The sequence below is a fragment of the uncultured Propionibacterium sp. genome, assembly GCF_963539965.1.
GTDB lineage: Bacteria > Actinomycetota > Actinomycetes > Propionibacteriales > Propionibacteriaceae > Propionibacterium.
In genome coordinates, this window is record NZ_CAUTOU010000036.1 from 1 (window position 1) to 21241 (window position 21241).

Consider the following 21241-nt stretch of genomic DNA (forward strand, 5'->3'; position numbering starts at 1 on the left):
CGCACAGCGGCCCGCGGGCCCGGCGCGCCGGGCCCTCGGGCAGGGCCGACAGCTCGGCCCGGGCGAGCTCGGCGCGGCGCTGGATCTCGGCGCGGGCCTCGCCGATGACATGGCTGGCGCGCAGCGCCGCCAGGGCCCGGGCGAGCTCGGCGTCATCGCTCAGGCCCGTGCGGATGAGGGCCACGAGCTCCTTGTCGGCCGGGGCCTCGCTGGCGGCGAGCATGAGCGTGGGCAGCGTCGGGATGCCCTCGCGCAGGTCGGTGCCGGGCGTCTTGCCGGTCTCGTCGCTGGTGACGTCGATGAGGTCATCGGCCAGCTGGAAGACCATGCCGATCTGCATGCCGTAGCGGCCGACGGCGTCGAGGACGCTCTGGTCCGCGCCGGAGGCCATGGCGCCGAACAGCGCCGAGGTGCGGATCAGCGAGCCGGTCTTGCCCTCGATGACGTGCAGGTAGTGCTCCATCGGATCGACGCCGGGCTGCGGGCCGTTCATCTCGCCGATCTGGCCGGCGACGAGGTCGGCGAAGGTGTCGGCCTGCAGACGCACGTAGTCATTGCCGAGACGAGTGACCTCGGTGGAGGCGCGGGCGAAGAGCCAGTCGCCGACCATGATGGCCGTGGAGTTGCCGAAGACCGCATTGGCGCTGGGCACCCCGCGGCGCAGATCGGCCTCGTCCATGACGTCGTCGTGGTAGAGCGAGGCCACATGGGTCAGCTCGACGACGACGGCCGCACGGACCACGTCGCCGGGATCGGCGTGGGGCCCCAGGTGGCTGGTCAACGCGACCAGCAACGGGCGGAAGCGCTTGCCGCCGGCGGAGATCACGTGCCTGGCCGCCTCGGCCAGGAAAGGATTGTCGGCCCCCAGGGCCACCTGCCCGAGCCGCCGCTCGATGACGGCGAGCTGCTCGTCGATGTTCCCGGCGAAGGCCTCGTCCTCAGCCTGGCTCACGGTCGTCTCCTATCAGCGCAGGAATCCTGCCGCGCTCGTGAAAAGGTCGAGCACGAAACCGGGTGCAAGACCAAGGACAAGCGTACCGACAGCCCCAACAATGATCACCGTCCAGGTCGGCGTCCCGGCCTTGACGATGTCGACGGAGGCGTCGGGCTCGTCGAAGTACATGACCCTGACCAGCCGGAAGTAGAAGGCCGCGGTGACCAGGGAGAGGATGATCGCCACGACGACGAGCCAGGCGTAGCCACCCTGCCAGCCGGCGCTGAAGGCCACCAGCTTGCCGACGAAGCCGCCGGTCAGCGGGATACCGGCCATCGACAGCAGGAAGAGCGTCATGATCGCGCCGAGCACGGGCTCGCGCCGCCCGAGGCCGGCCCAGGCGTCGAAGCCGGTGGCCTCGCCGCCGCTGCGGCGGACCATCGTCAGGACCGCGAAGGCGCTCATCGTGGCCAGGCCGTAGCCGGCCAGGTAGAACATGACGCCCGGGACCGAACCGCTGCGGCCCTGGCCCAGCGCACCGCCGGCCATGGCGCCGACGACAGCGACCAGGATGAAGCCGGCGTGGGCGATCGAGGAGTAGGCCAGCAGGCGCTTGACGTCGGTCTGGGCCAGGCCGACGAGGGAGCCGAAGACCATCGTCAGGACGGCGATGACGGCTATGACGAGCTGCCAGTCCCAGCGGGCGCCGCCGAGGGCGACGAACAGCAGGCGCAGCAGGCCGCCGAAGGCCGCCAGCTTGGTGCACACCGCCATGAAGGCGGTGACCGGGGTGGGGGCGCCGGTGTAGACGTCGGGCACCCACGAGTGGAAGGGCACGGCGCCGATCTTGAACAGGACACCGGCCGAGGCCAGCGCGAGGCCCGCCATCAGCAGGGTCTGCGACTCGATGCCGAGCGTGACCCCGGCGTCGATGTCGGCGAAGGTGAAGGAGCCGCAGAAGCCGTACAGCATGGCCGCGCCGAACAGGAACAGCGCGCTGGAGGCGGCGCCGAGCAGGAAGTACTTCAGAGCCGCCTCCTGGGAGAGCAGGCGACGGCGCCGGGCCAGGCCGCACATGACGTACAGCGGCAGCGAGAGGATCTCCAGGGCGACGAACATCGTCAGCAGGTCATTGGCCGCCGGGAAGACGAGCATGCCGAACAGCGACAGCTCGAGCAGGGCGAAGACCTCGGTGTTCTCCTGGCGGGCGGCGATGGCCTCGTGCTCGGCGCGGGAGCCGGGCACCGTATGGGCCTGGGCGGCGAAGGAGCTCGTCCCGCCGCTGACGCGGCGCTCGCCGTACAGCAGCGTCGCGCCCAGTCCGAAGACCAGCAGCATCGACCAGGCGACGCGGGTGGGCCCGTCGACGCTCAGGCCCCCCATGACGGCCACGCCGGGGGTCTGGGACCAGCCGGCGCAGACCAGGGCGAGGGCGGCGAGTTGGGCCACCAGGGCCAGGCCGAACTGGGTGTTGAAGCGCCTGGTGCGGGGCACGAAGGCCTCGACGAGCACGGCGCACAGGACGCCGCCCAGCAGGACGAGCAGCGGGGCGATGAGCCCGTACTCGATCGTGGGACTTGTCATGACTCATCTACCCCCGTTCGAGACGCTCGGCGCCGGGTCGGTGGCCGAGACGTGCACCATCGCCTGCTGCGCGGTCGGGGCGACCGCGTCGAGCGCCGGCTTGGGCACCAGGCCGAAGAACAGCATGAGGGCGATGAGCGGGGCGATGACGGCGCGCTCGCGACCGCTCAGGTCGCGCGTCAGGTGCGTCCGGCTCGCCTCGCCCACCGGGCCGGTGAAGACCCGCTGGTAGGCCAGCATGATGTAGACCGCGGCCAGGACGGTGGCGACGACTGCGACCGCGACGAGGACCGGGTGTCGGCCCCAGGCCCCCGCCATGATCAGGTACTCGCCGGCGAAGTTCGCCAGGCCGGGCAGGCCGAGCGTCGCCAGGCCGCAGACCAGGAAGACGCCGGCCAGCACGGGGACGAGCCTCTGGGCCCCGCCGAAGTCGGCGATGAGGGCCGAGCCGCGGCGCTCGGCGAGGAAGCCGACGACCAGGAACATGGCGGCGGCGCTGAAACCGTGACCGAGCATGTAGAAGATTGAGCCGGCCAGCGAGGCGGTGGTGAACGAGAAGACGCCCAGCACCATGAAGCCGAAGTGGCTGACCGAGGTGTAGGCGACCAGGCGCAGCAGATCCTTCGCCCCGATCGCCATGACCGCGCCGTAGAAGATCGAGATGACCGCCAGGGTCAGCACGAAGGGCGCCGCCCAGGAGCTGGCGGCCGGGAAGAAGGCCAGGCAGAAGCGGATCATGCCGAAGGTGCCGATCTTGTCGAGCGTGGCCACCAGCAGCGAGGAGGCGCCGGGGCGGGCCTGCTCGGCGGTGTCGGGCAGCCAGGTGTGCACCGGGACCATCGGGGCCTTGATGGCGAAGGCGATGAAGAAGGCGGCGAACAGCCAGCGCTCGGTGCCGGTGCCCATCGGCAGGCCGGTCAGGTCGGCGGTCAGCAGGCTCGGATCGCCGTTGCCGGCGGAGACCGCGTACATGCCGATGACGCCGGCCAGCAGGATCAGGCCGCCGAGGAGGCTGAACAGCAGGAACTTCAACGCGGCGCCCGTACGCCCCGGCCCGCCCCAGCCGGCGATGAGGAAGTACATCGGGATGAGGGTGGCCTCGAAGAAGATGTAGAAGACCAGCAGGTCCGAGGCCATGAAGACGTAGAGGGTGAAGCCCTCCAGCAGCAGGACCAGGGCCATGAAGGCCTCGGTGCTCCAGCGCGGGGGCAGCACTCCGTCGGCCTCGACGGGCCCGCCCGCCGAGCGCCCGTCGCCGACGTGCCACTCCGCGAGCAGGACGACCGGCACGAGGACGACGGTCAGCCCGATGAGGAGCTTGGCCATCCCGTCGACGTCCAACGCGTACCAGGCGCCGATGGCGCCGATCCAGCCGTACTGCTCTGCGGGGGGGTCCATGGGCCAGATGGCGACGCCGATGGCCAGCTCGGCCAGGGCGAAACCCATGGCGACGGCCCTGCCGCCGCGGCCGCGCAGAGCGAGGACGATGATCGAACCCGCGATCGGCACCAGCCCCAAGAGGGTGAGCCAGGGGAATGTCATTTCTCCTCCTCCCTCAGGCCAGCCGGCCCAGGATCATCACGACGCCGATGATGAGCGTGCCGAAGGCCATCAGAGCGCCGTAGGTGCGGACATATCCGTTCTCGAGCAGGCGCAGCAGACCGGCCGCGCCCCTGGCGGTCGCGGCGCCGCCGTTGACCGCGCCGTCCACCACGTAGCGGTCGGTCAGCTCCAGGCCGACGCACAGCCTCTGGCCGGGGCGCATGAACACGGCCTCGTTGAACGAGTTGGCGTACAGCTCGTTGCGTCCGGCGTTGACGAAGAAGTTGCGGCTGGGGGGGGCCTCCTGGGCGATCGGGCGGCGGTAGAGCACCACGCCGAGCGCGACGCCCAGCGCCACGACCAGCAGGGTGGCCCAGGCGATGGCGCTCGTCTCGAAGACGTGGACGGCCTCGACCTCCGCACCGATGGCGTCCTCGAGCCAGCCCTGGATCCAGCCGTTGAGGACCAGGCCGCCGATGGCCGAGCCGATGGCCAGAACCACCAGGGGAACGACCATGACCGGGCCGGGGCGGTGCGGGTGCACGCCGGGCAGGTGGCGGGACGGGCCGAAGAAGGTCATCATCATCAGGCGCGTCATGTAGAAGGCGGTGACGCCCGCACCGGCGATGACGAGCCAGCCGAACAGCGGGCCCTTGTCGAAGGCGGCGCCGATGATGTGGTCCTTCGAGTAGTAGCCGGCAAAGAAGGGGCAGCCGATGATGGCCAGGTAGCCCATCGCGAAAGTGCCGAAGACCCAGGGCATCCCCTCGGCCAGCGCGCCGAAGTGGCGCATGTCGGTGTCGTCGGCCATGCCGTGCATGACCGCGCCCGCGCCGAGGAACATGTTCGCCTTGAACATGCCGTGCGTGAGCAGGTGGAAGATCGCGAAGGCCACGCCCGCCGGGCCGAGGCCGGCCGCGAGCATCATGTAGCCGATCTGGCTCATCGTCGAGCCGGCCAGCACCTTCTTGATGTCGTCCTTGGCGCAGCCGATCCAGGCGCCGGCGAAGATGGAGCACAGGCCGACGACGGCGACGGCCAGCGAGGCCTCGTCGCTCAGCACGAAGATCGCCTGCGAGCGGACGACCAGGTAGACGCCGGCGGTGACCATCGTCGCCGCGTGGATGAGGGCCGAGACCGGGGTGGGGCCCTCCATGGCGTCGAGCAGCCAGACCTGCAGGGGCACCTGGGCCGATTTGCCGCAGGCGGCCAGCAGCAGGAGCAGGCCGAGCGCGGTGGCCCAGCCGTGGGACATGCCCGCGGCGGACGCGTTGACGTCGGAGAAGGAGACCGAGCCGAACAGGGCGAACATCGCGAAGCTGGCGCACAGCAGGCCGAGGTCGCCGACCTTGTTGGTGAGGAAGGCCTTCTTGGCGGCCAGGGCGGCCGTGTTCCGCTCCTGCCAGAAGCCGATCAGCAGGTACGACGCCAGGCCGACGCCCTCCCAACCGATGAACAGCATGATGTAGTTGTCGGCCAGCACCAGCGCGAGCATGGCGCCCAGGAAGAAGTTGAGGAAGGCGAAGAAGCGGCGGCGCTTCGGGTCCTCGGACATGTAACCGATCGAGTAGACGAAGATCAGCGATCCGACGCCGGTGACGAGCAGCGCGAACAGGATCGACAGCGGGTCGACCAGCAGTGAGATCTCGACCGAGCGGCCGCCGGCCTCGACCCAGGTGTAGACCGGCGCCCTCACGGCGCGCCCGGCGGCCGGGGCGCTGAGCATCCGGACGAACTCGACCAGCGCGACGACGAAGGTCGCGATCGGCGATGCGGCGCCGAGCAGATGGCCCCAAGAGTCGCCGGCCCGCCCGACGACGAGCAGGATGCCCGACACGGCCAGCGGGATCGCGATGAGCAGCCAGGCAAGACCGAGCGAACCCGTGGCGGCCACCGGAGTGAGTGTTTCGAGAAGATTCACCGCAGCCCCCTCAGTGCTTCAGCAGGTTCTCGTCGTCGACCGAGGCCGACTGGCGGGTACGGAAGATGGTGATGATGATGGCCAGTCCGACGACCACCTCGGCGGCCGCGACGACCATCACGAAGAAGGCCGCGACCTGGCCGTCCAGGCCGCCGTGGACATTCGAGAAGGCCACCATCGCCAGATTGGCGGCGTTGAGCATGAGCTCCACCGACATGAAGGCGATCAGCGCATTGCGGCGGACCATGAAGCCGAGCAGACCGATGCAGAACAGGATGACCGCCAGGACGACATAGGCGTTCGGGTTCATCGCTCGTCCTCCCCGTCCTCGCCGGTCCCGACGGCCGCGGGCTCGTCAGCGCCCCGGGGGGCTCCGGCCTCCGGCTCGTCGCCGGCGGCGAGTTCCGCGGCGGGGCCGGAGCCGCGCAGCCCGTTCTCGCCGGGCAGCAGGCCGTGCTGGTCGTCCCTGACGGCGCGGACGGACCTGTCGGCCGCGATGTTCGGGGCGACCAGCCGGCCCCTGTCCACGACGACGACGCCGCGGGCGGCGAGCGTCGGAACGACCGAGCCCTCAGCGATCGAGCCGTCCGGGAGCAGGGCAGGGTGGTCGGCCGAGTTGTGCCGGGCGTAGACACCGGGGTTGGGCAGCGGTGCCGGATCGACGCCCTGCTCCGCGTACTCGCGGATGCGGCGGGCGGCGCGCGCCCTCTGGCGCTCCTTCTTGTGGAGCCGCTCGCCGTGGGCCAGCACCATGGCGGCCAGGGCGGCGGTGATGAGCAGGGCCGCAGTGGCCTCGAAGGCGAAGACGTAGCGGCCGAAGACCAGGTAGGCCAGCGAGTCGACGTTGCCGGCCCCGCCGACCGCCGCGTCCAGACCCTTCGGCTCGGTGATGATGCCGTGGCCGGCGGCCAGGACGAGCAGCACCAGCAGGCCGGCCGCGGCGATGATCGCCGCGACGCGCTGGCCCCTGATCGTCTCGACCATCGCATCGACCGCGTCGACGCCGATGATCATCATCGTGAAGACGAAGAGCATCATGACCGCGCCCGTGTAGACGATGATCTGAGCGACGAACAGGAAGGGCGCGTCGAGACTGGCGTACAGGCAGGCCAGGCAGATCATGACGGCCGCCAGGCACAGCGCGCAGTGCACCGGCTTGCGGCCGAGGACGAGCCCCAGCGCCGCCGCCACCGCCAGAACGGCGAATACCCAGAAGGCGACGACCTGGGCCGTGAGCAGGGGGATCATCATGCGGCTCCCGTCTCGTTCGGAACGGTGATCTGGTCGACGGGGCGGCCGGGAGCGCGCACGCCGACGGCGTCGGCCGTGCCGCGCTCGTCGAGCTGGCCGGTGGGCGGCAGGCCGCGGAAGTAGTCCTTCTCGTCCTCGCCCAGGCGGCGGGCGTGCGGCGGGGCCTCCATGCCGGGCAGCAGCGGCGCCAGCAGGCGCTGCTTGTCGTAGATGAGGCTCTCGCGGCTGCGATCGGCCAGCTTGAAGTCGTTGGTCATCGTCAGCGCGCGCGTCGGGCAGGCCTCGATGCACATGCCGCACAGGATGCAGCGCAGATAGTTGATCTGGTACACCTTGCCGAAGCGCTCGCCGGGACTGAAGCGCTGCTCGTCGGTGTTCTCGCCGGCCTCGACGTAGATGGCGTCTGCCGGGCAGGCCCAGGCGCACAGCTCGCAGCCGACGCACTTCTCGAGCCCGTCGGGCCAGCGGTTCAGCTGGTGACGGCCGTGGAAGCGCGGGGCGACGACGCGCTCGGCGCCCTTCTGCGGGTACTTCTGGGTGAAGGACTTGCGGAACATCGTTCGGAAGGTGATTCCGAAACCGGACCAGGCCCCCATGTCAGTGCTCCTCCGTCGTCGGTTGCCCATCGGACCCGGGCCCGGCCGATCCAGCCGGGGTCCCGGGCGGCTCGGACTCGGCGACGATGCCGGCGAACTGCCGGGTCTGGCGGCCCGGCATCGGCGGCACCGGGTAGCCGCCGGCGAAGGCGTCGAACTCCGCCCCGGCGGCATCCGCCTCGGCGCCGGTCCCCTCCCCGGAGGGCCACAGCGCCCAGGCCAGCAGGACGATGACGGCCACGCCGACGAGGACGGCGACCAGCGGGGAGGCGAACCAGCCGTTGACCATGCCGCCGCGCAGGATCGAGAAGACCAGGATCCACGCCAGCGAGATCGGGATGAGCCACTTCCAGCCCAGGTCCATGAACTGGTCGTAGCGGAAGCGCGGCAGCGCGGCGCGGACCCAGACGAAGAAGAAGACGACCAGCTGGGCCTTCAGGAAGAACCACAGCAGGCCCCACCAGCCGTGGTTGACGGCGTCGATCATGCTGAACGGCCAGGGCGCCCCGTAACCGCCGAGGAAGAGCGTGGTGCACACGCCCGAGACGGTGGCGACGTTGATGTACTCGGCCAGGAAGAACATGGCGTAGCGGAAGCCCGAGTAGTCGGTGATGTGGCCCGAGACGATCTCGGACTCGCACTCGGCCAGGTCGAAGGGCAGCCGGTTCGTCTCGCCGAAGATCGACACGATGTAGATGCAGAAGCTCGGCAGCAGCGGCAGCCAGTAGTGCGTGGGGAAGAAGGTCTCCAGCCCGAAGAGGTTCAGGTGCCGCATCTGGGCCTCGACGATCTGGCTGGTGCTCATGGAACCGGCGTACATGAAGACCGCCACCAGCGACAGCCCCATGCACACCTCGTAGCTGATCAGCTGCGCGGTGGCGCGCATCGAGCCGAGGAACGAGTAGGTTCCGTTGGAGGCCCAGCCGGCCAGGACGACGCCGTAGACGCCGACCGAGGCGATGGCCAGGACGAGCAGCACCGAGACCGGCAGGTCGGAGACCTGCAGGCGGGTGATACGGCCGAACATGCGCACCTCGCCGCCCAGCGGGATGACCGCCCAGGAGCTGAAGGCCGCTATCGCGATGAGCATCGGGGCCAGCGAGAAGACGACCCGGTCGGTGCGGGCCGGACGGAAGTCCTCCTTGAGGAGCAGCTTCACACCGTCGCCCATGGCCTGCGGCAGGCCGAGCGGGCCGTTCATGATCGGGCCCTTGCGGTTCTGCATGCGGCCGAGGACCCGGCGCTCGAACCATACGTTGAAAATGGTCCACAGCAGCAGGACGACGAAGACGCCGATGACCTTGATGACGACCAGCCACCAGGGGTCGGGGCCGAAGATGGCGCTCTCGAGCGGGTTCATGCCGCACCTCCATCGTCGGCGATCTGCGGGAGCGGGGCGATGCGCACCGCCTCGGCCTGGACGCGGGCCCCGGGCCGGGCCCCGAGCAGGACGCTCAGCGGCCCCCCGGAGTTGAGCGGGGCCCAGACGACGCCGGGGACCATGTCGGGCTCGATCCGGGCCGGCAGGCTCACCGAGCCGTCCGGCCCGCAGATGCTCACCGGGGCGCCGGCGCTGACGCCCAGGGCCGCGGCATCGGCCGGTGCCAGGGCGATGAACAGCGGCTCGGTGGCGGCGCGGGCGAAGTCGGCGCCGTCGAGGGCGGCCGAGTCGTCCATGAGCAGCCGCCAGCCCGACAGCACCATGCCCTCCCCCCCGTTCCCGGCGGCGGGCGCCGCGGGCCGGGCCCGGAACTCGGCGCGGGGGCCGGTCCAGGGCCGCAACTCGGCGAAGTCGGCGCCGGCCTGGGCCGGGCTGCGCATGCCGAGGTCGGCGCCGAGGGCGTCGGCCAGGGCGGCCAGCACGCGCACGTCGGTCATCGGCGCCTGGTTCGCGGCGTTGATGAGCGCCACCGGGCGGATGCGGTGCTCCCAGTTGATGAGCGTCCCGGCTTGCTCCTCGAGCAGGGCCACCGGCAGGACGACGTCGGCGCGCTCGGTGACGTCGCTCGGGCGCTGCTCCAGGCTCAGTACGAACTCGACCGCCTCGAGGGCGTCCTCGACGGCCCCCGGATCGGCGCAGTCGGCGGCCTGGAAGCCGCCGGTGACCAGGGCCTTCAACTCGCCGCCGGCGGCTGCCGCGATGATGCGCGGGCCGTCCCGGCCGGGTTCGGCGGGCAGGGAGCGCAGCCCCCAGGCCGCGGCCATGTCGACGCGGGCGGCCGCATCGGCACTCGTCCGCCCGCCGGGCAGCAGGCCCGGCAGGGCTCCCGCCTCGATGGCGGCGAGCTCCCCGCTGCGGCGCGGGATCCAGGCGAAGCGGGCACCATGGGCCTGCGCCTGGGCGACGACCGCACTCAGCGCGCCCGGGCTGGTCGCCGCGCGCTCGCCGACCAGGATGATCGTGTCCCCGTCGATACCGCCCTCGGCGGCCAGCTCGGCGAGCCGGGCTGCCTCCTGCCCGGGGGCGGTGCTCCACAGGCGGGCCCCCATCTTGCGCGAGCCGCGGCTGGTGAACGGGGCCAGCGCGACGACCCGGAGTCCCCGCTTGCGCCACGCCTTGCGCAGGCGCAGGAAGACCATCGGGGACTCGTCCTCGGGCTCGAGGCCCACCAGGACGACGCGCCCGGCACTCTCCAGGTCGGCGTAGGTGACCGACTCCTCCAGGCCCCGCCCGGCGACGTGGGCCGCCAGGAAGGCCGTCTCCTCGTCGCTGGACGGGCGCGAGCGGAAGTCGATGTCATCGGTGCCGAGCACGGCGCGGGCGAAACGGGAGTAGGCGTAGGCGTTCTCGAGCGTCAGGCGCCCGCCGGGCAGCACGCCGACCGCCGGGCCGGCGGCCCTCAGGCCCTCGGCGGCCGCGTCGATCGCCTCGTGCCAGCTGGCCGCCACGAGCTCGCCGCCGCGCCGCACGAGCGGGCTCGTCAGCCGGCGCCCGTCCTGGCCGGAGCGGTAGCCGAAGCGGCCCTTGTCGCAGTTCCACTCCTCGTTCACCGCCGGGTCCTCGCCGGCCAGGCGGCGGCGCACCGAGTAGTGGCGGTGGTCGACGCGCAGCTCGCAGCCGGCCGCGCAGTTCTCGCAGGTCGTCGTCGTGCTGACCAGGTCGAACGGGCGGGACTGGAAGCGGTAGTCGGCGCTGGTCAGGGCGCCGACCGGGCAGATCTGGACGATGTTGCCGGCGAAGTACGAGTTGTACGGGTGCTCCTCGTAGACGCTGATCTGGCTCATCGCGCCGCGCTCGGCGAGGCTGATGAAGTCGTCACCGCTGATCTGGGCGCTGAACCGCGTGCAGCGCTGGCACAGGATGCAGCGGTCGCGGTCGAGCAGGAGTTCGGCACTGATGTGGATGGGCTTGGCGTAGGTGCGCTTGGCGCCCTCGTAGCGGGACTCGCCCGGGCCGTGGCTCATCGTCTGGTTCTGCAGCGGGCACTCGCCGCCCTTGTCGCAGATCGGGCAGTCGAGCGGGTGGTTGATCAGCAGGAACTCGATCATGCCCCGCTGGTGCTTGGCCACCTCCTCGCTGGACTCGCCGGTCTCGACCTTCATGCCGGGCATCGCGGCGAGCGCGCAGGCCGGCTGCGGTTTCATCGGGCGGCCGTTGCCCGCATCGGGCACCTGGACCAGGCAGGCGCGGCAGGCCGCGACCGGGTCGAGCAGCGGATGATCGCAGAAGCGCGGGATCTCCAGGCCGATCTTCTCGGCGGCCCGGACGACGAGCGTGCCCTTGGGCACCTCGACCTCGGTGCCGTCGATGGTGAAGACGACCATCTCCGTCCCGGCGGCGACGTCGGCGCTCATGCCGCACCCCCTTCGTCGGTGGATGAGACGGCGGCCAGCTCTCGGGGCGCCTCGAACAGCGCACTGGCCTCGTACGGGAAGAGCTCCCAGGCGGGCGTGCCGTTGCAACCGGCCTCGAACTCGCTGCGGAAGTGCCCGACGGCGCTGGTGATGCAGGCCACGAAGCCGTCGGCGAGGGTGCAGAAGCTCTTCATCGAGACGTTGTCGCACACGTCGAGCATCTTGTCGACGTCGCCCGGGGCGCCCCGGCCCGCCTCGATGTTGCGCAACGTCTGGACGAGCCACCAGCTGCCCTCGCGGCACGGCGTGCACTTGCCGCAGCTCTCGTGCTTGTAGAACTCGGTCCAGCGCAAAGTGGTGCGCACCACCGAGACGGTGTCGTCGAAGCACTGCAGGGCCTTGGTGCCCAGGATCGAGCCGGCCGCGGAGACCGACTCGTAGTCGAGCGGCACGTCGAGCTGGTCGGGCGTGAAGATCGGGGTGGACGAGCCGCCGGGGGTGAAGAACTTCAGCTCGTGGCCCTCGCGGATGCCGCCGGCCATCCCGAGCAGCTCGCGCATCGTGGTGCCGAGCGGGGCCTCGAACTGGCCGGGACGCCTCACATGGCCGCTGAGCGAGTAGATCGTGGCGCCCCTGGAGCGCTCGGTGCCCATCTGCCGGTACCAGGATGCGCCGTGGGCGACGATGGCCGGCACCGAGGCGATCGACTCGGCGTTGTTGACCACCGTCGGGCAGGCGTACAGGCCCTCCACCGCGGGGAACGGCGGGCGCAGCCTGGGCTGGCCGCGACGCCCCTCGAGCGAGTCGAGCAGGGCCGTCTCCTCGCCGCAGATGTAGGCGCCCGCGCCGGCGTGGACGACGACGTCCAGGTCGTAGCCGGTGCCGAACAGATCCCTGCCGAGATAGCCGGCCCCGTAGGCGTCGGCGACGGCCTTGCGCAGGCGGCGGATGACGTGGAGCACCTCGCCGCGCACGTAGACGAAGGCGCGGTGGGCGTTGACCGCGTAGCAGGCGATGACGATGCCCTCGATGAGCGTGTGCGGCGTGGCCATGAGCATCGGCACGTCCTTGCAGGTGCCGGGCTCGGACTCGTCGCAGTTGACCACGAGGTACTTCGGGTTCGGGTTGTCCTGCGGGATGAAGGACCACTTCATGCCCGTCGGGAAGCCCGCACCGCCGCGCCCGCGCAGCCCCGCGTCCTTGACCAGGGCGATGACCTCGGGCGCGTCCATCGTGGTGAGCGCCCTGCGGGCGGCACCGTAGCCGCCGTGGCTCACGTAGTTCTCCAGGCGCCAGGAGCCCTCCTCGCCCCAGTGGGCCGAGACGATGGGAGTCAGTTTGTCGGTCATCTCGCCTCCCGCTCCCCGGACGAGGGCCCGAGCGCCGGCTCGGCGGGCGCCGACCAGCCGTGCTCGCGCGCGCACTCCACGCCGCGCAGGCTGGACTCGCCGGCACTCGGGCCCTCATCGGCCCGGCCGTCGTCGAAGCCGGCGAGCACGGGCGCGGCCGCGCGCCCGCGGGGGTTCGGCGCGCCGCGGGGGGTGCGGACCACGTCGCCGGCGGCGAGCTCGTCGAGCAGCCTGTCCGCCTTGTCAGGGGTCATGTTGTCCATGAACTCCCAGTTGACCGTCATGATCGGCGCGAAGTCGCAGGCGGCGTTGCACTCGAGGCGCTCGAGGCTGAACATGCCGTCCGGCGTGGTCTCGCCCTCACCGATGCCGAGCCTCCTCTCGACGTGATCGAGCAGGATGTCGCCGCCGAGCACCGCGCACAGGGCGGTGGTGCACACGCCGATGTGCTGCTTGCCGCCGGGGCGGCGCTTGAACATCGTGTAGAAGGTCGCCACGCCGTTGACCTGGGCCGTGCTGATGCCCAGGATCTCGGCGCAGGCCCTCACCCCGGCGTCGGAGACGCGCCCGTCGACCGACTGCACCAGGTGGAGCATCGGCATCAGGGCCGAGCGGGAATCGGGGTAGCGCCCGGCCAGCTCGCGCATCTCGGCAAGCGTCGTCTCGTCGATGCCCGTGGGCGCCTCGTCGGCATCGATGCGCACGGCGTCGTCGAAGTGGGACACGAACTCGTGATCGCTCATGCCGCATCGCTCCTTCTCGGTGGGTGGGGTGTCCTGCGGGTCCGCAGCGGGCTCATCGGTCGACACCGCCCATCACCGGGTCGAGGGAGGCGATGCCCATGATCGAGTCCGAGAGCATGCCGCCCTCGGCCAGGATCGGAACCGACTGCACATGGTTGAAGCCGGGGTCGCGCAGGTGCGCGCGGTAGGGGCGGGTGCCCCCGTCGGAGACGAGGTGGAAGCCCAGCTCGCCGGCCGGTGCCTCGATCGGCACGTAGACCTGGCCGGCCGGCACCCGGAAGCCCTGGGAGACGATCTTGAAATGGTGGATGAGGGCCTCCATGGACTCGCCCATGATGTGCCTGACGTGCTCGTTCGAGTTGCCCTGGCCGTCGGCCGCCACGGTCAGCTCGGACGGCCAGCGCAGTTCGGGGTCCTCGACGCGGCAGGGCTCGCCCTTGGAGGCGGCCAGCGCCTCGCGCACCTGCTCGAGGATGCGGACCGACTCGTCCATCTCCTTCAGGCGGATGACCCAGCGTCCGTAGGCGTCCTTGCCGGTGGCGGTGCAGACGTCGAACTCGTAGTTCTCGTAGCCGCAGTACGGCTGGGTCTTGCGCAGGTCCCACGGGTAGCCGGTGGAGCGCAGCACGGGTCCGGAGACGTTCATCATCATGCACTGGCTCAGGTCCAGGTGGGCCACGCCCTGCAGACGGTTCTTGAAGATCGGGTTCTGGAGCGTGAACTGACCGATCTCGGGCAGATTCCTCCTCAGCTGGCGCAGCAGCTCGTCGAGCAGGTCCAGGCCGTCGTCGGGCAGGTCGTTCTCCACGCCCCCGGGGCGGATGTACGCGTTGTTCATGCGCAGGCCGGTGACCGCCTCGGTGAAGTCGAGGACGCGCTCGCGCTCGCGCAGGCAGACCTCCTGGACGCTGGTGGCGCCCAGTTCGAGGCCGCCGGCGCCGACGCCGGTCAGGTGGGAGGCGATGCGGTTGACCTCCATCATGAGGACGCGCAGCTGACTCGCACGGGGCGGCATGGCGTCGGTGACGCCGAGCAGCCTCTCGACGGCCAGGGAGTAGGCGGCCTCGTTGAAGATGCCCGCCACGTAGTTGCACCTGGTGGCGAAGGCGGAGCCCTGCGTCCAGGAGCGGTACTCGATGTTCTTCTCGATGCCCGTGTGCAGGAAGCCGATGCTCGGGCGCACGGACACGACCGTCTCGCCGTCCAGCTCCATGACCAGGCGCATGACGCCGTGCGTGCTGGGGTGCTGGGGTCCGACGTTGACGACGATCGTCTCGTCGTCGCTCTCGCGCTGGGCGGCCACGATCTGGTCCCAGTCGGCGCCATTGACCAGGTAGGCCGCGTCGACGCGCTCGTCGCCGGGCCCGGCGAAGAGGTCATCCGCGCCGGCGTGCGTGTGCTCGTTCTCGCTCATCGGTTGTAGCTCCTGCGCTCGCTGGGGGGCGCCACGACGGCTCCCCTGAACTCGACCGGGATCCCTCCCAGCGGGTAGTCCTTGCGCTGGGGATGGCCCACCCAGTCGTCGGGCATGAGGATGCGGGTCAGGCCCGGATGCCCGTCGAAGACGACGCCGAACATGTCCCAGGTCTCGCGCTCGTGGTAGTTGGCGTGCGGATAGACCGGTACGACCGAGGGCACGTGCGGGTCGGAGTCGGGCAGCTCGACCTCCAGGCGGATGCGGCGGTTGTAGGTGTACGAGAGCAGGTGGTAGACCACGTGCAGCTCGCGCCCGGTCTGCTCGGGGTAGTGCGCGCCCGAGACCGACGGGCAGACCTCGAAGCGCAGGCCCTCGTCGTCGCGCAGCGCCCGGCACAGCTCGACGAGCCTGGCGGGGACGACGAAGAAGGTGATCTCCCCGCGGTGCACCATGACATGGGTGGCGAAGCCCGCGACGAGTTCGGCCATGCGGTCGGCGACCTGGTCGAACCAGCCGCCGAAGGGCGGGCTCGTGATGCCGGACAGGGCGGTGGTGCGCTCCAGGCCGTTGAAGCCGGAGGTGTCGCCGGGGCCGGAGCCCGGGCCCCACATGCCCCTGCGGCGGGCGACGACCTGGTCGTCGACGGCCGGGTCGGCGCCGGTCGCGAACAGCTGCGCCAGGTGCGGGAACTCGACGGGTTCCTGGCCGTGCCCGGGGCGTGCCGGGGTGGCGCCGTTCTCGCTCATCGCATGAGCCCCCTCTGCTCGATGGTGGCCGGCGCCTCGAGCGCGGCCCGCTCCCTCTCGGCGGTCTCGGCGACGCGGTTCGCGCCGATCCTGTGGTGCATGACCTCTTGGGCGCGCAGCTTGAAGACCGCGTCGATGAGCATGTCGGGCCTCGGCGGGCAGCCGGGGATGTACATGTCGACGGGGACGATGTGGTCGACGCCCTGGACGACCGCGTAGTTGTTGAACAGGCCGCCGCTGGAGGCGCAGGCGCCCATGGCGATGCACCACTTCGGGTTGGGCATCTGGTCCCACAGCTGGCGCACGACCGGCGCCATCTTCTGGCTGACGCGGCCCGAGACGACCATCAGATCGGCCTGGCGCGGGCTGGCGCGGAAGACCTCCTGGCCCCAGCGCCCGGCGTCGGCGCGCGGGCCGCCGTAACTGATCATCTCGATGGCGCAGCAGGCCAGGCCCATCGTCAGGGGCCAGAACGAGGTCTTGCGCGTCCAGCCGGCGATGGCCTCGAGAGTGGTCAGGAGGATGCCGGACGGAACCCTCTCCTCAATACCCATGCGTGATCACCCGGCCTTTCAGTCCCAGTCGAGCCCACCGCGGCGCAGCACGTAGGCGTAGGCCGCGAAGACGACGACGATGAACAGGAGCATCTCGATGACGCCGAACGCCCCGAGACGGTCGAAGGCGACCGCCCACGGGTAGAGGAAGACGATCTCGATGTCGAAGACGATGAAGAGCATCGCGGTGACGTAGTACTTGACCGCGAAGCGCCCTCCGCCGGCGACGGTCTGCGGGGTGGGCTGGATGCCGCACTCGAAGGAGTCGTACTTGGTGCGGTTGTAACGATGCGGGCCGATGAGCGGGGACAGCCAGATCGCCGCCACCCACACGAAGACGGCGGCCAGCGCGACCAGCCCGAGAATCGGGATATATGCGCTCATGTCCGTTCCTTCCTGCCTTCCGAGCTGTCCCGCTGCCCTACGCGGAGGGGGCGATCCGGGTCAGCGCGTTGATGATGTGGTCGAATGCGTCGCCGTCGTGCTCATCGGTGAGGTTGGCGAGCAGCTTGTTGACGAAGCGCATCAGCATCGGCCGCGGGAGGCCGTAGGTGGTGCACAGGTGCATGATCCTGGGGTTGCCGATGAGGCGGGAGAAGAGGATGCCCAGGCGGTAGTAACCGCCGAGGCCCTCCCTGATGCGGGTCCCGTAGCCCGCCAGCGCGCGCTCGGCGGCGGCGCTGCCGACGCCGCGGGAGCGGGCCTCGGCGATCGCGCCGGCGGCCATCTCGGCGGCCTCGAGCGAGTAGTCGATGCCCTCGCCGTTGAACGGGTTGACCATGCCGCCGGCATCGCCGACGAGCAGCAGGCCGTTGGCGTAGACCGGTTTGCGGTTGAGCGCCATCGGCAGGGCCGCGCCGCGGATCCGGTCGACCATGTGCCCCTCGTCGAAGCACCACTGCGGCGGGGTCGCGGCCAGCCAGGTGCGCATCAGCTCGCGGTAGTCGGTGCGTCCGAAGGCCGGGGACGAGCTGAGCATTCCCAGGCCGACATTGCAGCGGCCGTCGCCCATCGGGAAGACCCAGGCGTAGCCCGGCAGCTGGGTGGACCGCCCGCGCTCGCCGTCCCACAGCTCGAGCCAGCTCTCCATCCACGGGTCGTCGTGGCGCGGGCTCTCGAAGTAGGCGCGCACGGCCACCCCCATCGGGCGCCGCTCGTCGCGCTGACGGCCCATGGCCACGGCCAGGCGGGTGGAGTTGCCGTCCGCCGCGACGACGACCGGCGCCCGGAAGGTGCGCCCGTCGTCGGTGCGCACCCCGGTGATGCGGTCGCCCACGAGGACGGGCTCGCTGACGTTGGCGCCGGTGATCAGGTGCACGCCCAGCTGCACGGCGCGGCCGGCGAGCATGTCGTCGAAGCGCATGCGCGGGCAGGTGGTGCCGTAGTCCGGGAAGTCCGCGAGTTCGGGCCAGGGCAGCTCGAAGGGCTCGGTGCGCCCGCCGTAGACGCGCAGGCCCCTGGTGTGCAGGAAGCCGGCCGACTCGCTGGTGTCGATGCCCAGGCGCGTGAGCATGCGCACGGCGCGGGGGGTCAGGCCGTCGCCGCAGATCTTGTCGCGGGGGAAGGCGGCCTTCTCGAGGAGGAGGACGTCCAGACCGCGCTGGGCGCAGAAGGCGGCCGTCGCGGCGCCGCCGGGGCCGGCGCCGACGACGATGACGTCGGCCTCCCGCTGGTCCACTGGCGCTGCCGCCGCGAGCAGTTCAGAAGCCAGAGCATTGCTCACTCCCGGCACCCCACTGTGCGTCATCGCCTCACCCAATCCGCATGGATCCGATACATCGGGGACGGGGATCGTTCACGGCCCTGCTGGCGATCTCTTGGAGACCCCGCATTCCTCCTTCAGGTTACGCGCCAGTATCGCCCACTGTCGACGATGAGGTCAAAAACGGACCGGGACTGATCCGAATTCGTTTCGGCTACTCTGCACGGGTGATCATCAATCCCGGCTCCACGCGGATGCGGGCCAGTACGGCCGCCATCGAGGACCCCGGCCCGCTGACCGACTTCCTGGACGATTCCGGAGCGGCCTTCCTGAAGGGGCAGGACGGTTTCATCGCGCTCGGCCAGATGGCCCGTCTGGACGGCGCCGACGCGGCCGGCGCCGACGAGTGGTGGGGCGAGTTCTCGGCCCAGATCGAGAACGAGACCGAGATGCCCGAGGCCTTCGGCACCGGCCCCATCGCCTACGGTTCCTTCACCTACGACCCGATGCGCACCGGTCAGCGCTCCTGCTTCGTCGTCCCCGAGGTCGTCATCGGGCGCCGCGAGAGCCGCTGCTGGGTCACCCGGCTCGGCTACGACCACGTCGATCCCGTCCTGCCCGAGCGCCGCAGCGCGCCGGCGGCCCCCGCCGAGGTCCTGTTCGAGACCGGCGAGGAGGCCAACCAGGAGTGGCTGGACCGCTTCGGCCGGGTCAAGGGGCTCATCGCGGCCGGACGCATCGACAGGCTGGTCATGCTGCGCCAGCTCGACGCCGTGGCCCGGGGCCGGCTCGATCCGCGCTGGGTGCTGCGCCAGTGGTGGATGAACTACGGGGGCTCGTGGACCTATCTGGTGGACGGCCTGGTCGGCGCGACCCCCGAGGTCATGGTGCGGCGCAGCGGCGGCCTGACCGTCTCGCGCATCCTCGCCGGCTCGATGCAGAACCTCGGCGGCGTGGACGAGGCCACCCAGACCGCCCAGCTGCTGTCCAGCGCCGACCGTCTGGCCCAGCATCATCGCGCCGTCAGCGAGGCCGCGGACTCGCTGCGGCCCTTCATGACGGGTGTGCACGTGCCCGAGCAGCCCTTCGCCCTCTCGCTCCCCGACGGGCTCAACCTGGCCACCGACATCTGCGGCGTGGCCTCCCCGGGCCACTCGTGCCTGGCGCTGGCCTCGGCGCTGCACCCGCTGGCCTCGGTCACCGGCTCGCCCGTCGAGGCGGCCCGCGGGGTCATCGGCGAGATGAGCACGACGGACCGCGGCCGCTTCGGCGCCCCGGTCGGCTGGATCGACGCGCAGGGCGACGGCGAGTGGTTCGCCGCGCTGCGCGCCTGTCAGATCGGGGGGGGCGGCGCCATCCGCCTGTACGCCTCGGCGACGGCCTCGGCGAGCACGAGCGCGCACGACAAACTGGTCTCCACGCAGGTCAAGCTCTCCCAGATGCGCAGGCTGCTCACCGAGCGCTGAGCGGCAGCTGGGCCCCGCGGGCGCGGCGGGCCCGGGGATCAGGCGCCGTACGGCAGTCCGACGGGGCCCGAGCCGATGTTGATGAGGATGTTCTTCGTCTGCTGGTAGGCGTCGAGGACCATCTTGTGGGTCTCGCGGCCGATGCCGCTGTCCTTGTAGCCGCCGAACGGCGCGCCGGCCGGGAAGACGTTGTACTGGTTGACCCAGATGCGGCCGGTGCGCACCCGGGTGGCCACGCGCAGGGCGCGGTCGAGGCTCGCGGTGAACACGCCACCGCCCAGGCCGTAGTCGGAATCGTTGGCCATGGCGACGACGTCGTCCTCGTCCTCGAAGGGGATGACGACCCCGACCGGACCGAAGATCTCCTCACGGGCGATGCGCATGTCGTTGCGGCCGAGGATGAGCGTGGGCTGCATGAACGCGCCCTTGGCCAGCGGGCCCTGCGTGTAGCGCGACCCGCCGACGGCGACCTCGGCGCCCTCGGCCTTGCCGATCTCCACGTAGTCGAGGATCCTGGTCAGCTGCCTCTCGTCGACCTGGGCGCCCATCTGGGTCCGCGGATCGAGCGGGTCGCCCACTCGGACGGCGGTGAAGGCCGCGCTGAAGGCCTCCATGAAGCGATCCAGGGCGCTGGCCTGGACGAAGATGCGCGAGCCGGCCGAGCAGACCTGGCCCTGGTTGAACAGGATGCCCATCTGGACGCCGTTGACGGCCACGTCCGGGTCGGCGTCGTCGAAGAAGATGCTGGCGCTCTTGCCGCCGAGTTCGAGGGTGGCGGGGATGATCTTCTCCGCGGCGGCCAGTCCGATGCCGCGTCCCACCTCGGTGGAGCCGGTGAACGCGAGCTTGTCGACGTCGGCGGCCTTGAGGTATTCGCCGGAGTGGCCGCCCGAACCGGTGATGACGTTGAGCACGCCGGGCGGCAGGATGCCGGCCCCGTCGATGAGCCGGGCCAGTTCGAGCACCGACAGGGAGGTGGCGCTCGAGGGCTTGAAGACGACCGTATTGCCCGCGACCAGCGCCGGGGCGAGCTTCCAGGCGGCCATGAGGAGGGGGAAGTTCCACGGGACGATCTGGCCGATGACGCCCAGCGGCTCGCGCAGAATGATGCTCAGGGTGCTCGCATCGGTCATGGTGGCCGAGCCCTCGTCGGCGCGCATGCAGCCGGCGAAGTAGCGGAAGTGGTCGACGCTCAGCGGCACATCGGCGCCGCTCGTCTCGCGGATCGGCTTGCCGTTGTCGCTCGACTCGACGGCGGCCAGGTGGTCGAGGTTCGCCTCGACGAGGTCGGCGATGTCCAGGAGTGCCTCGGAGCGATCGGCGACCGGCGTGCGCGACCAGGTCTCGAAGGCCGCGCGGGCGGCGGCAGCGGCCTCGTCGACGTCCGCCTTCGTGGCGTCCGCGATGGTGGCCAGGCGCTCGGCGGTGGCGGGGTTGCAGGACTCGAGGGTGGCGCCGCCGGAGGCGGGACGCCACTGACCGTTGATGTACAGACCGTAGCCGTCCTGGATGCCGGTCGTGCCGTTCATACGCGTCTCCTTGTCCGGGCCCGGGTGCGGGCCGCCGTCCTGACGGGGCCGCCGCGCACGCCCGTGCGTGCGGCGCCGGCGCGCCGGGCCGCCATGGGTCCGCACCGCCCCG

18 protein-coding genes are annotated in these 21241 nt (G+C 70.9%); 1 reads left to right on the plus strand and 17 read right to left on the minus strand.

The window, feature by feature from the left end:
• From R2N01_RS07285 to R2N01_RS07360, 16 genes are all read right to left on the minus strand, one after another.
• On the minus strand, window positions 1-952 hold a 952-nt coding region (locus R2N01_RS07285; RefSeq protein ID WP_316669940.1), incomplete at its 3' end, for a polyprenyl synthetase family protein.
• Window positions 953-964: 12 nt separating this feature from the next.
• Window positions 965-2518 (minus strand): NADH-quinone oxidoreductase subunit NuoN, encoded by a 1554-nt coding sequence (gene nuoN / locus R2N01_RS07290; RefSeq protein ID WP_316669941.1) that lies wholly within the window; start codon window positions 2516-2518, stop codon window positions 965-967.
• A 3-nt stretch (window positions 2519-2521) separates the two neighbouring features.
• Window positions 2522-4060: an NADH-quinone oxidoreductase subunit M gene (locus R2N01_RS07295; protein WP_316669943.1), complete on the minus strand. Its 1539-nt coding sequence runs from the start codon at window positions 4058-4060 to the stop codon at window positions 2522-2524.
• Window positions 4061-4073: 13 nt separating this feature from the next.
• The gene (nuoL, locus tag R2N01_RS07300) at window positions 4074-5954 is read right to left on the minus strand and encodes an NADH-quinone oxidoreductase subunit L (protein WP_316669945.1); all 1881 of its coding nucleotides are present in this window, start codon (window positions 5952-5954) and stop codon (window positions 4074-4076) included.
• A 37-nt stretch (window positions 5955-5991) separates the two neighbouring features.
• Window positions 5992-6291 carry an NADH-quinone oxidoreductase subunit NuoK gene (gene nuoK / locus R2N01_RS07305; RefSeq protein WP_316669947.1) on the minus strand — a complete coding sequence of 100 codons (300 nt, stop codon included), beginning with the start codon at window positions 6289-6291 and terminating at the stop codon, window positions 5992-5994.
• Window positions 6288-7229, minus strand: coding sequence for an NADH-quinone oxidoreductase subunit J (locus R2N01_RS07310; protein WP_399553256.1), 942 nt, complete (start codon window positions 7227-7229; stop codon window positions 6288-6290). The genes nuoK and R2N01_RS07310 overlap by 4 nt, the downstream gene beginning before the upstream one ends.
• Window positions 7229-7828 (minus strand): NADH-quinone oxidoreductase subunit NuoI, encoded by a 600-nt coding sequence (nuoI, locus tag R2N01_RS07315; protein WP_316669950.1) that lies wholly within the window; start codon window positions 7826-7828, stop codon window positions 7229-7231. Before nuoI ends, R2N01_RS07310 begins: the two co-directional genes overlap by 1 nt.
• Window position 7829: 1 nt before the next feature.
• Window positions 7830-9188, minus strand: a complete 1359-nt coding sequence (gene nuoH / locus R2N01_RS07320) for an NADH-quinone oxidoreductase subunit NuoH (protein ID WP_316669952.1) — start codon at window positions 9186-9188, stop codon at window positions 7830-7832.
• Window positions 9185-11623, minus strand: a complete 2439-nt coding sequence (locus R2N01_RS07325) for an NADH-quinone oxidoreductase subunit G (protein WP_316669954.1) — start codon at window positions 11621-11623, stop codon at window positions 9185-9187. The genes nuoH and R2N01_RS07325 overlap by 4 nt, the downstream gene beginning before the upstream one ends.
• On the minus strand, window positions 11620-12972 hold the full coding sequence (nuoF, locus tag R2N01_RS07330; protein WP_316669956.1) for an NADH-quinone oxidoreductase subunit NuoF: 1353 nt from the start codon (window positions 12970-12972) through the stop codon (window positions 11620-11622). The genes R2N01_RS07325 and nuoF overlap by 4 nt, the downstream gene beginning before the upstream one ends.
• On the minus strand, window positions 12969-13715 hold the full coding sequence (gene nuoE, locus R2N01_RS07335; RefSeq protein WP_316669958.1) for an NADH-quinone oxidoreductase subunit NuoE: 747 nt from the start codon (window positions 13713-13715) through the stop codon (window positions 12969-12971). The genes nuoF and nuoE overlap by 4 nt, the downstream gene beginning before the upstream one ends.
• A 52-nt stretch (window positions 13716-13767) precedes the next feature.
• Window positions 13768-15129: an NADH-quinone oxidoreductase subunit D gene (locus R2N01_RS07340; RefSeq protein ID WP_316669959.1), complete on the minus strand. Its 1362-nt coding sequence runs from the start codon at window positions 15127-15129 to the stop codon at window positions 13768-13770.
• Window positions 15126-15878 (minus strand): NADH-quinone oxidoreductase subunit C, encoded by a 753-nt coding sequence (locus R2N01_RS07345; RefSeq protein ID WP_316669961.1) that lies wholly within the window; start codon window positions 15876-15878, stop codon window positions 15126-15128. The genes R2N01_RS07340 and R2N01_RS07345 overlap by 4 nt, the downstream gene beginning before the upstream one ends.
• Window positions 15875-16432, minus strand: coding sequence for an NADH-quinone oxidoreductase subunit B family protein (locus R2N01_RS07350; protein ID WP_316669962.1), 558 nt, complete (start codon window positions 16430-16432; stop codon window positions 15875-15877). Before R2N01_RS07350 ends, R2N01_RS07345 begins: the two co-directional genes overlap by 4 nt.
• 18 nt (window positions 16433-16450) lie before the next feature.
• Complete coding sequence (locus tag R2N01_RS07355) at window positions 16451-16816, minus strand: NADH-quinone oxidoreductase subunit A (RefSeq protein ID WP_316669964.1); 366 nt, start codon at window positions 16814-16816, stop codon at window positions 16451-16453.
• Window positions 16817-16853: 37 nt separating this feature from the next.
• The gene (locus R2N01_RS07360; RefSeq protein ID WP_316669970.1) at window positions 16854-18110 is read right to left on the minus strand and encodes a geranylgeranyl reductase family protein; all 1257 of its coding nucleotides are present in this window, start codon (window positions 18108-18110) and stop codon (window positions 16854-16856) included.
• Window positions 18111-18361: 251 nt separating this feature from the next.
• Here R2N01_RS07360 and R2N01_RS07365 point away from each other — a divergent pair, with 251 nt between their 5' ends.
• Window positions 18362-19600, plus strand: coding sequence for a chorismate-binding protein (locus R2N01_RS07365; RefSeq protein WP_316669966.1), 1239 nt, complete (start codon window positions 18362-18364; stop codon window positions 19598-19600).
• A 38-nt stretch (window positions 19601-19638) separates the two neighbouring features.
• On the opposite strand, the gene R2N01_RS07370 is transcribed toward R2N01_RS07365, so the two are convergent.
• Window positions 19639-21129, minus strand: a complete 1491-nt coding sequence (locus R2N01_RS07370) for an aldehyde dehydrogenase family protein (RefSeq protein ID WP_316669968.1) — start codon at window positions 21127-21129, stop codon at window positions 19639-19641.
• Between the last annotated feature and the right edge of the window lie 112 nt (window positions 21130-21241).

Excerpts from the sequence above, each read along its gene's own strand:
- nuoE (WP_316669958.1), bottom strand. The coding sequence starts at position 13,715 with ATGAGCGATCACGAGTTCGTGTCCCACTTCGACGACGCCGTGCGCATC.
- nuoI (WP_316669950.1), bottom strand. The coding sequence starts at position 7,828 with ATGGGGGCCTGGTCCGGTTTCGGAATCACCTTCCGAACGATGTTCCGC.
- R2N01_RS07370 (WP_316669968.1), bottom strand. The coding sequence starts at position 21,129 with ATGAACGGCACGACCGGCATCCAGGACGGCTACGGTCTGTACATCAAC.
- nuoF (WP_316669956.1), bottom strand. The coding sequence starts at position 12,972 with ATGACCGACAAACTGACTCCCATCGTCTCGGCCCACTGGGGCGAGGAG.
- R2N01_RS07325 (WP_316669954.1), bottom strand. The coding sequence starts at position 11,623 with ATGAGCGCCGACGTCGCCGCCGGGACGGAGATGGTCGTCTTCACCATC.
- R2N01_RS07340 (WP_316669959.1), bottom strand. The coding sequence starts at position 15,129 with ATGAGCGAGAACGAGCACACGCACGCCGGCGCGGATGACCTCTTCGCC.
- R2N01_RS07355 (WP_316669964.1), bottom strand. The coding sequence starts at position 16,816 with ATGAGCGCATATATCCCGATTCTCGGGCTGGTCGCGCTGGCCGCCGTC.
- nuoN (WP_316669941.1), bottom strand. The coding sequence starts at position 2,518 with ATGACAAGTCCCACGATCGAGTACGGGCTCATCGCCCCGCTGCTCGTC.
- R2N01_RS07295 (WP_316669943.1), bottom strand. The coding sequence starts at position 4,060 with ATGACATTCCCCTGGCTCACCCTCTTGGGGCTGGTGCCGATCGCGGGT.
- nuoK (WP_316669947.1), bottom strand. The coding sequence starts at position 6,291 with ATGAACCCGAACGCCTATGTCGTCCTGGCGGTCATCCTGTTCTGCATC.
- R2N01_RS07350 (WP_316669962.1), bottom strand. The coding sequence starts at position 16,432 with ATGGGTATTGAGGAGAGGGTTCCGTCCGGCATCCTCCTGACCACTCTC.
- R2N01_RS07345 (WP_316669961.1), bottom strand. The coding sequence starts at position 15,878 with ATGAGCGAGAACGGCGCCACCCCGGCACGCCCCGGGCACGGCCAGGAA.
- nuoH (WP_316669952.1), bottom strand. The coding sequence starts at position 9,188 with ATGAACCCGCTCGAGAGCGCCATCTTCGGCCCCGACCCCTGGTGGCTG.
- R2N01_RS07310 (WP_399553256.1), bottom strand. The coding sequence starts at position 7,229 with ATGATCCCCCTGCTCACGGCCCAGGTCGTCGCCTTCTGGGTATTCGCC.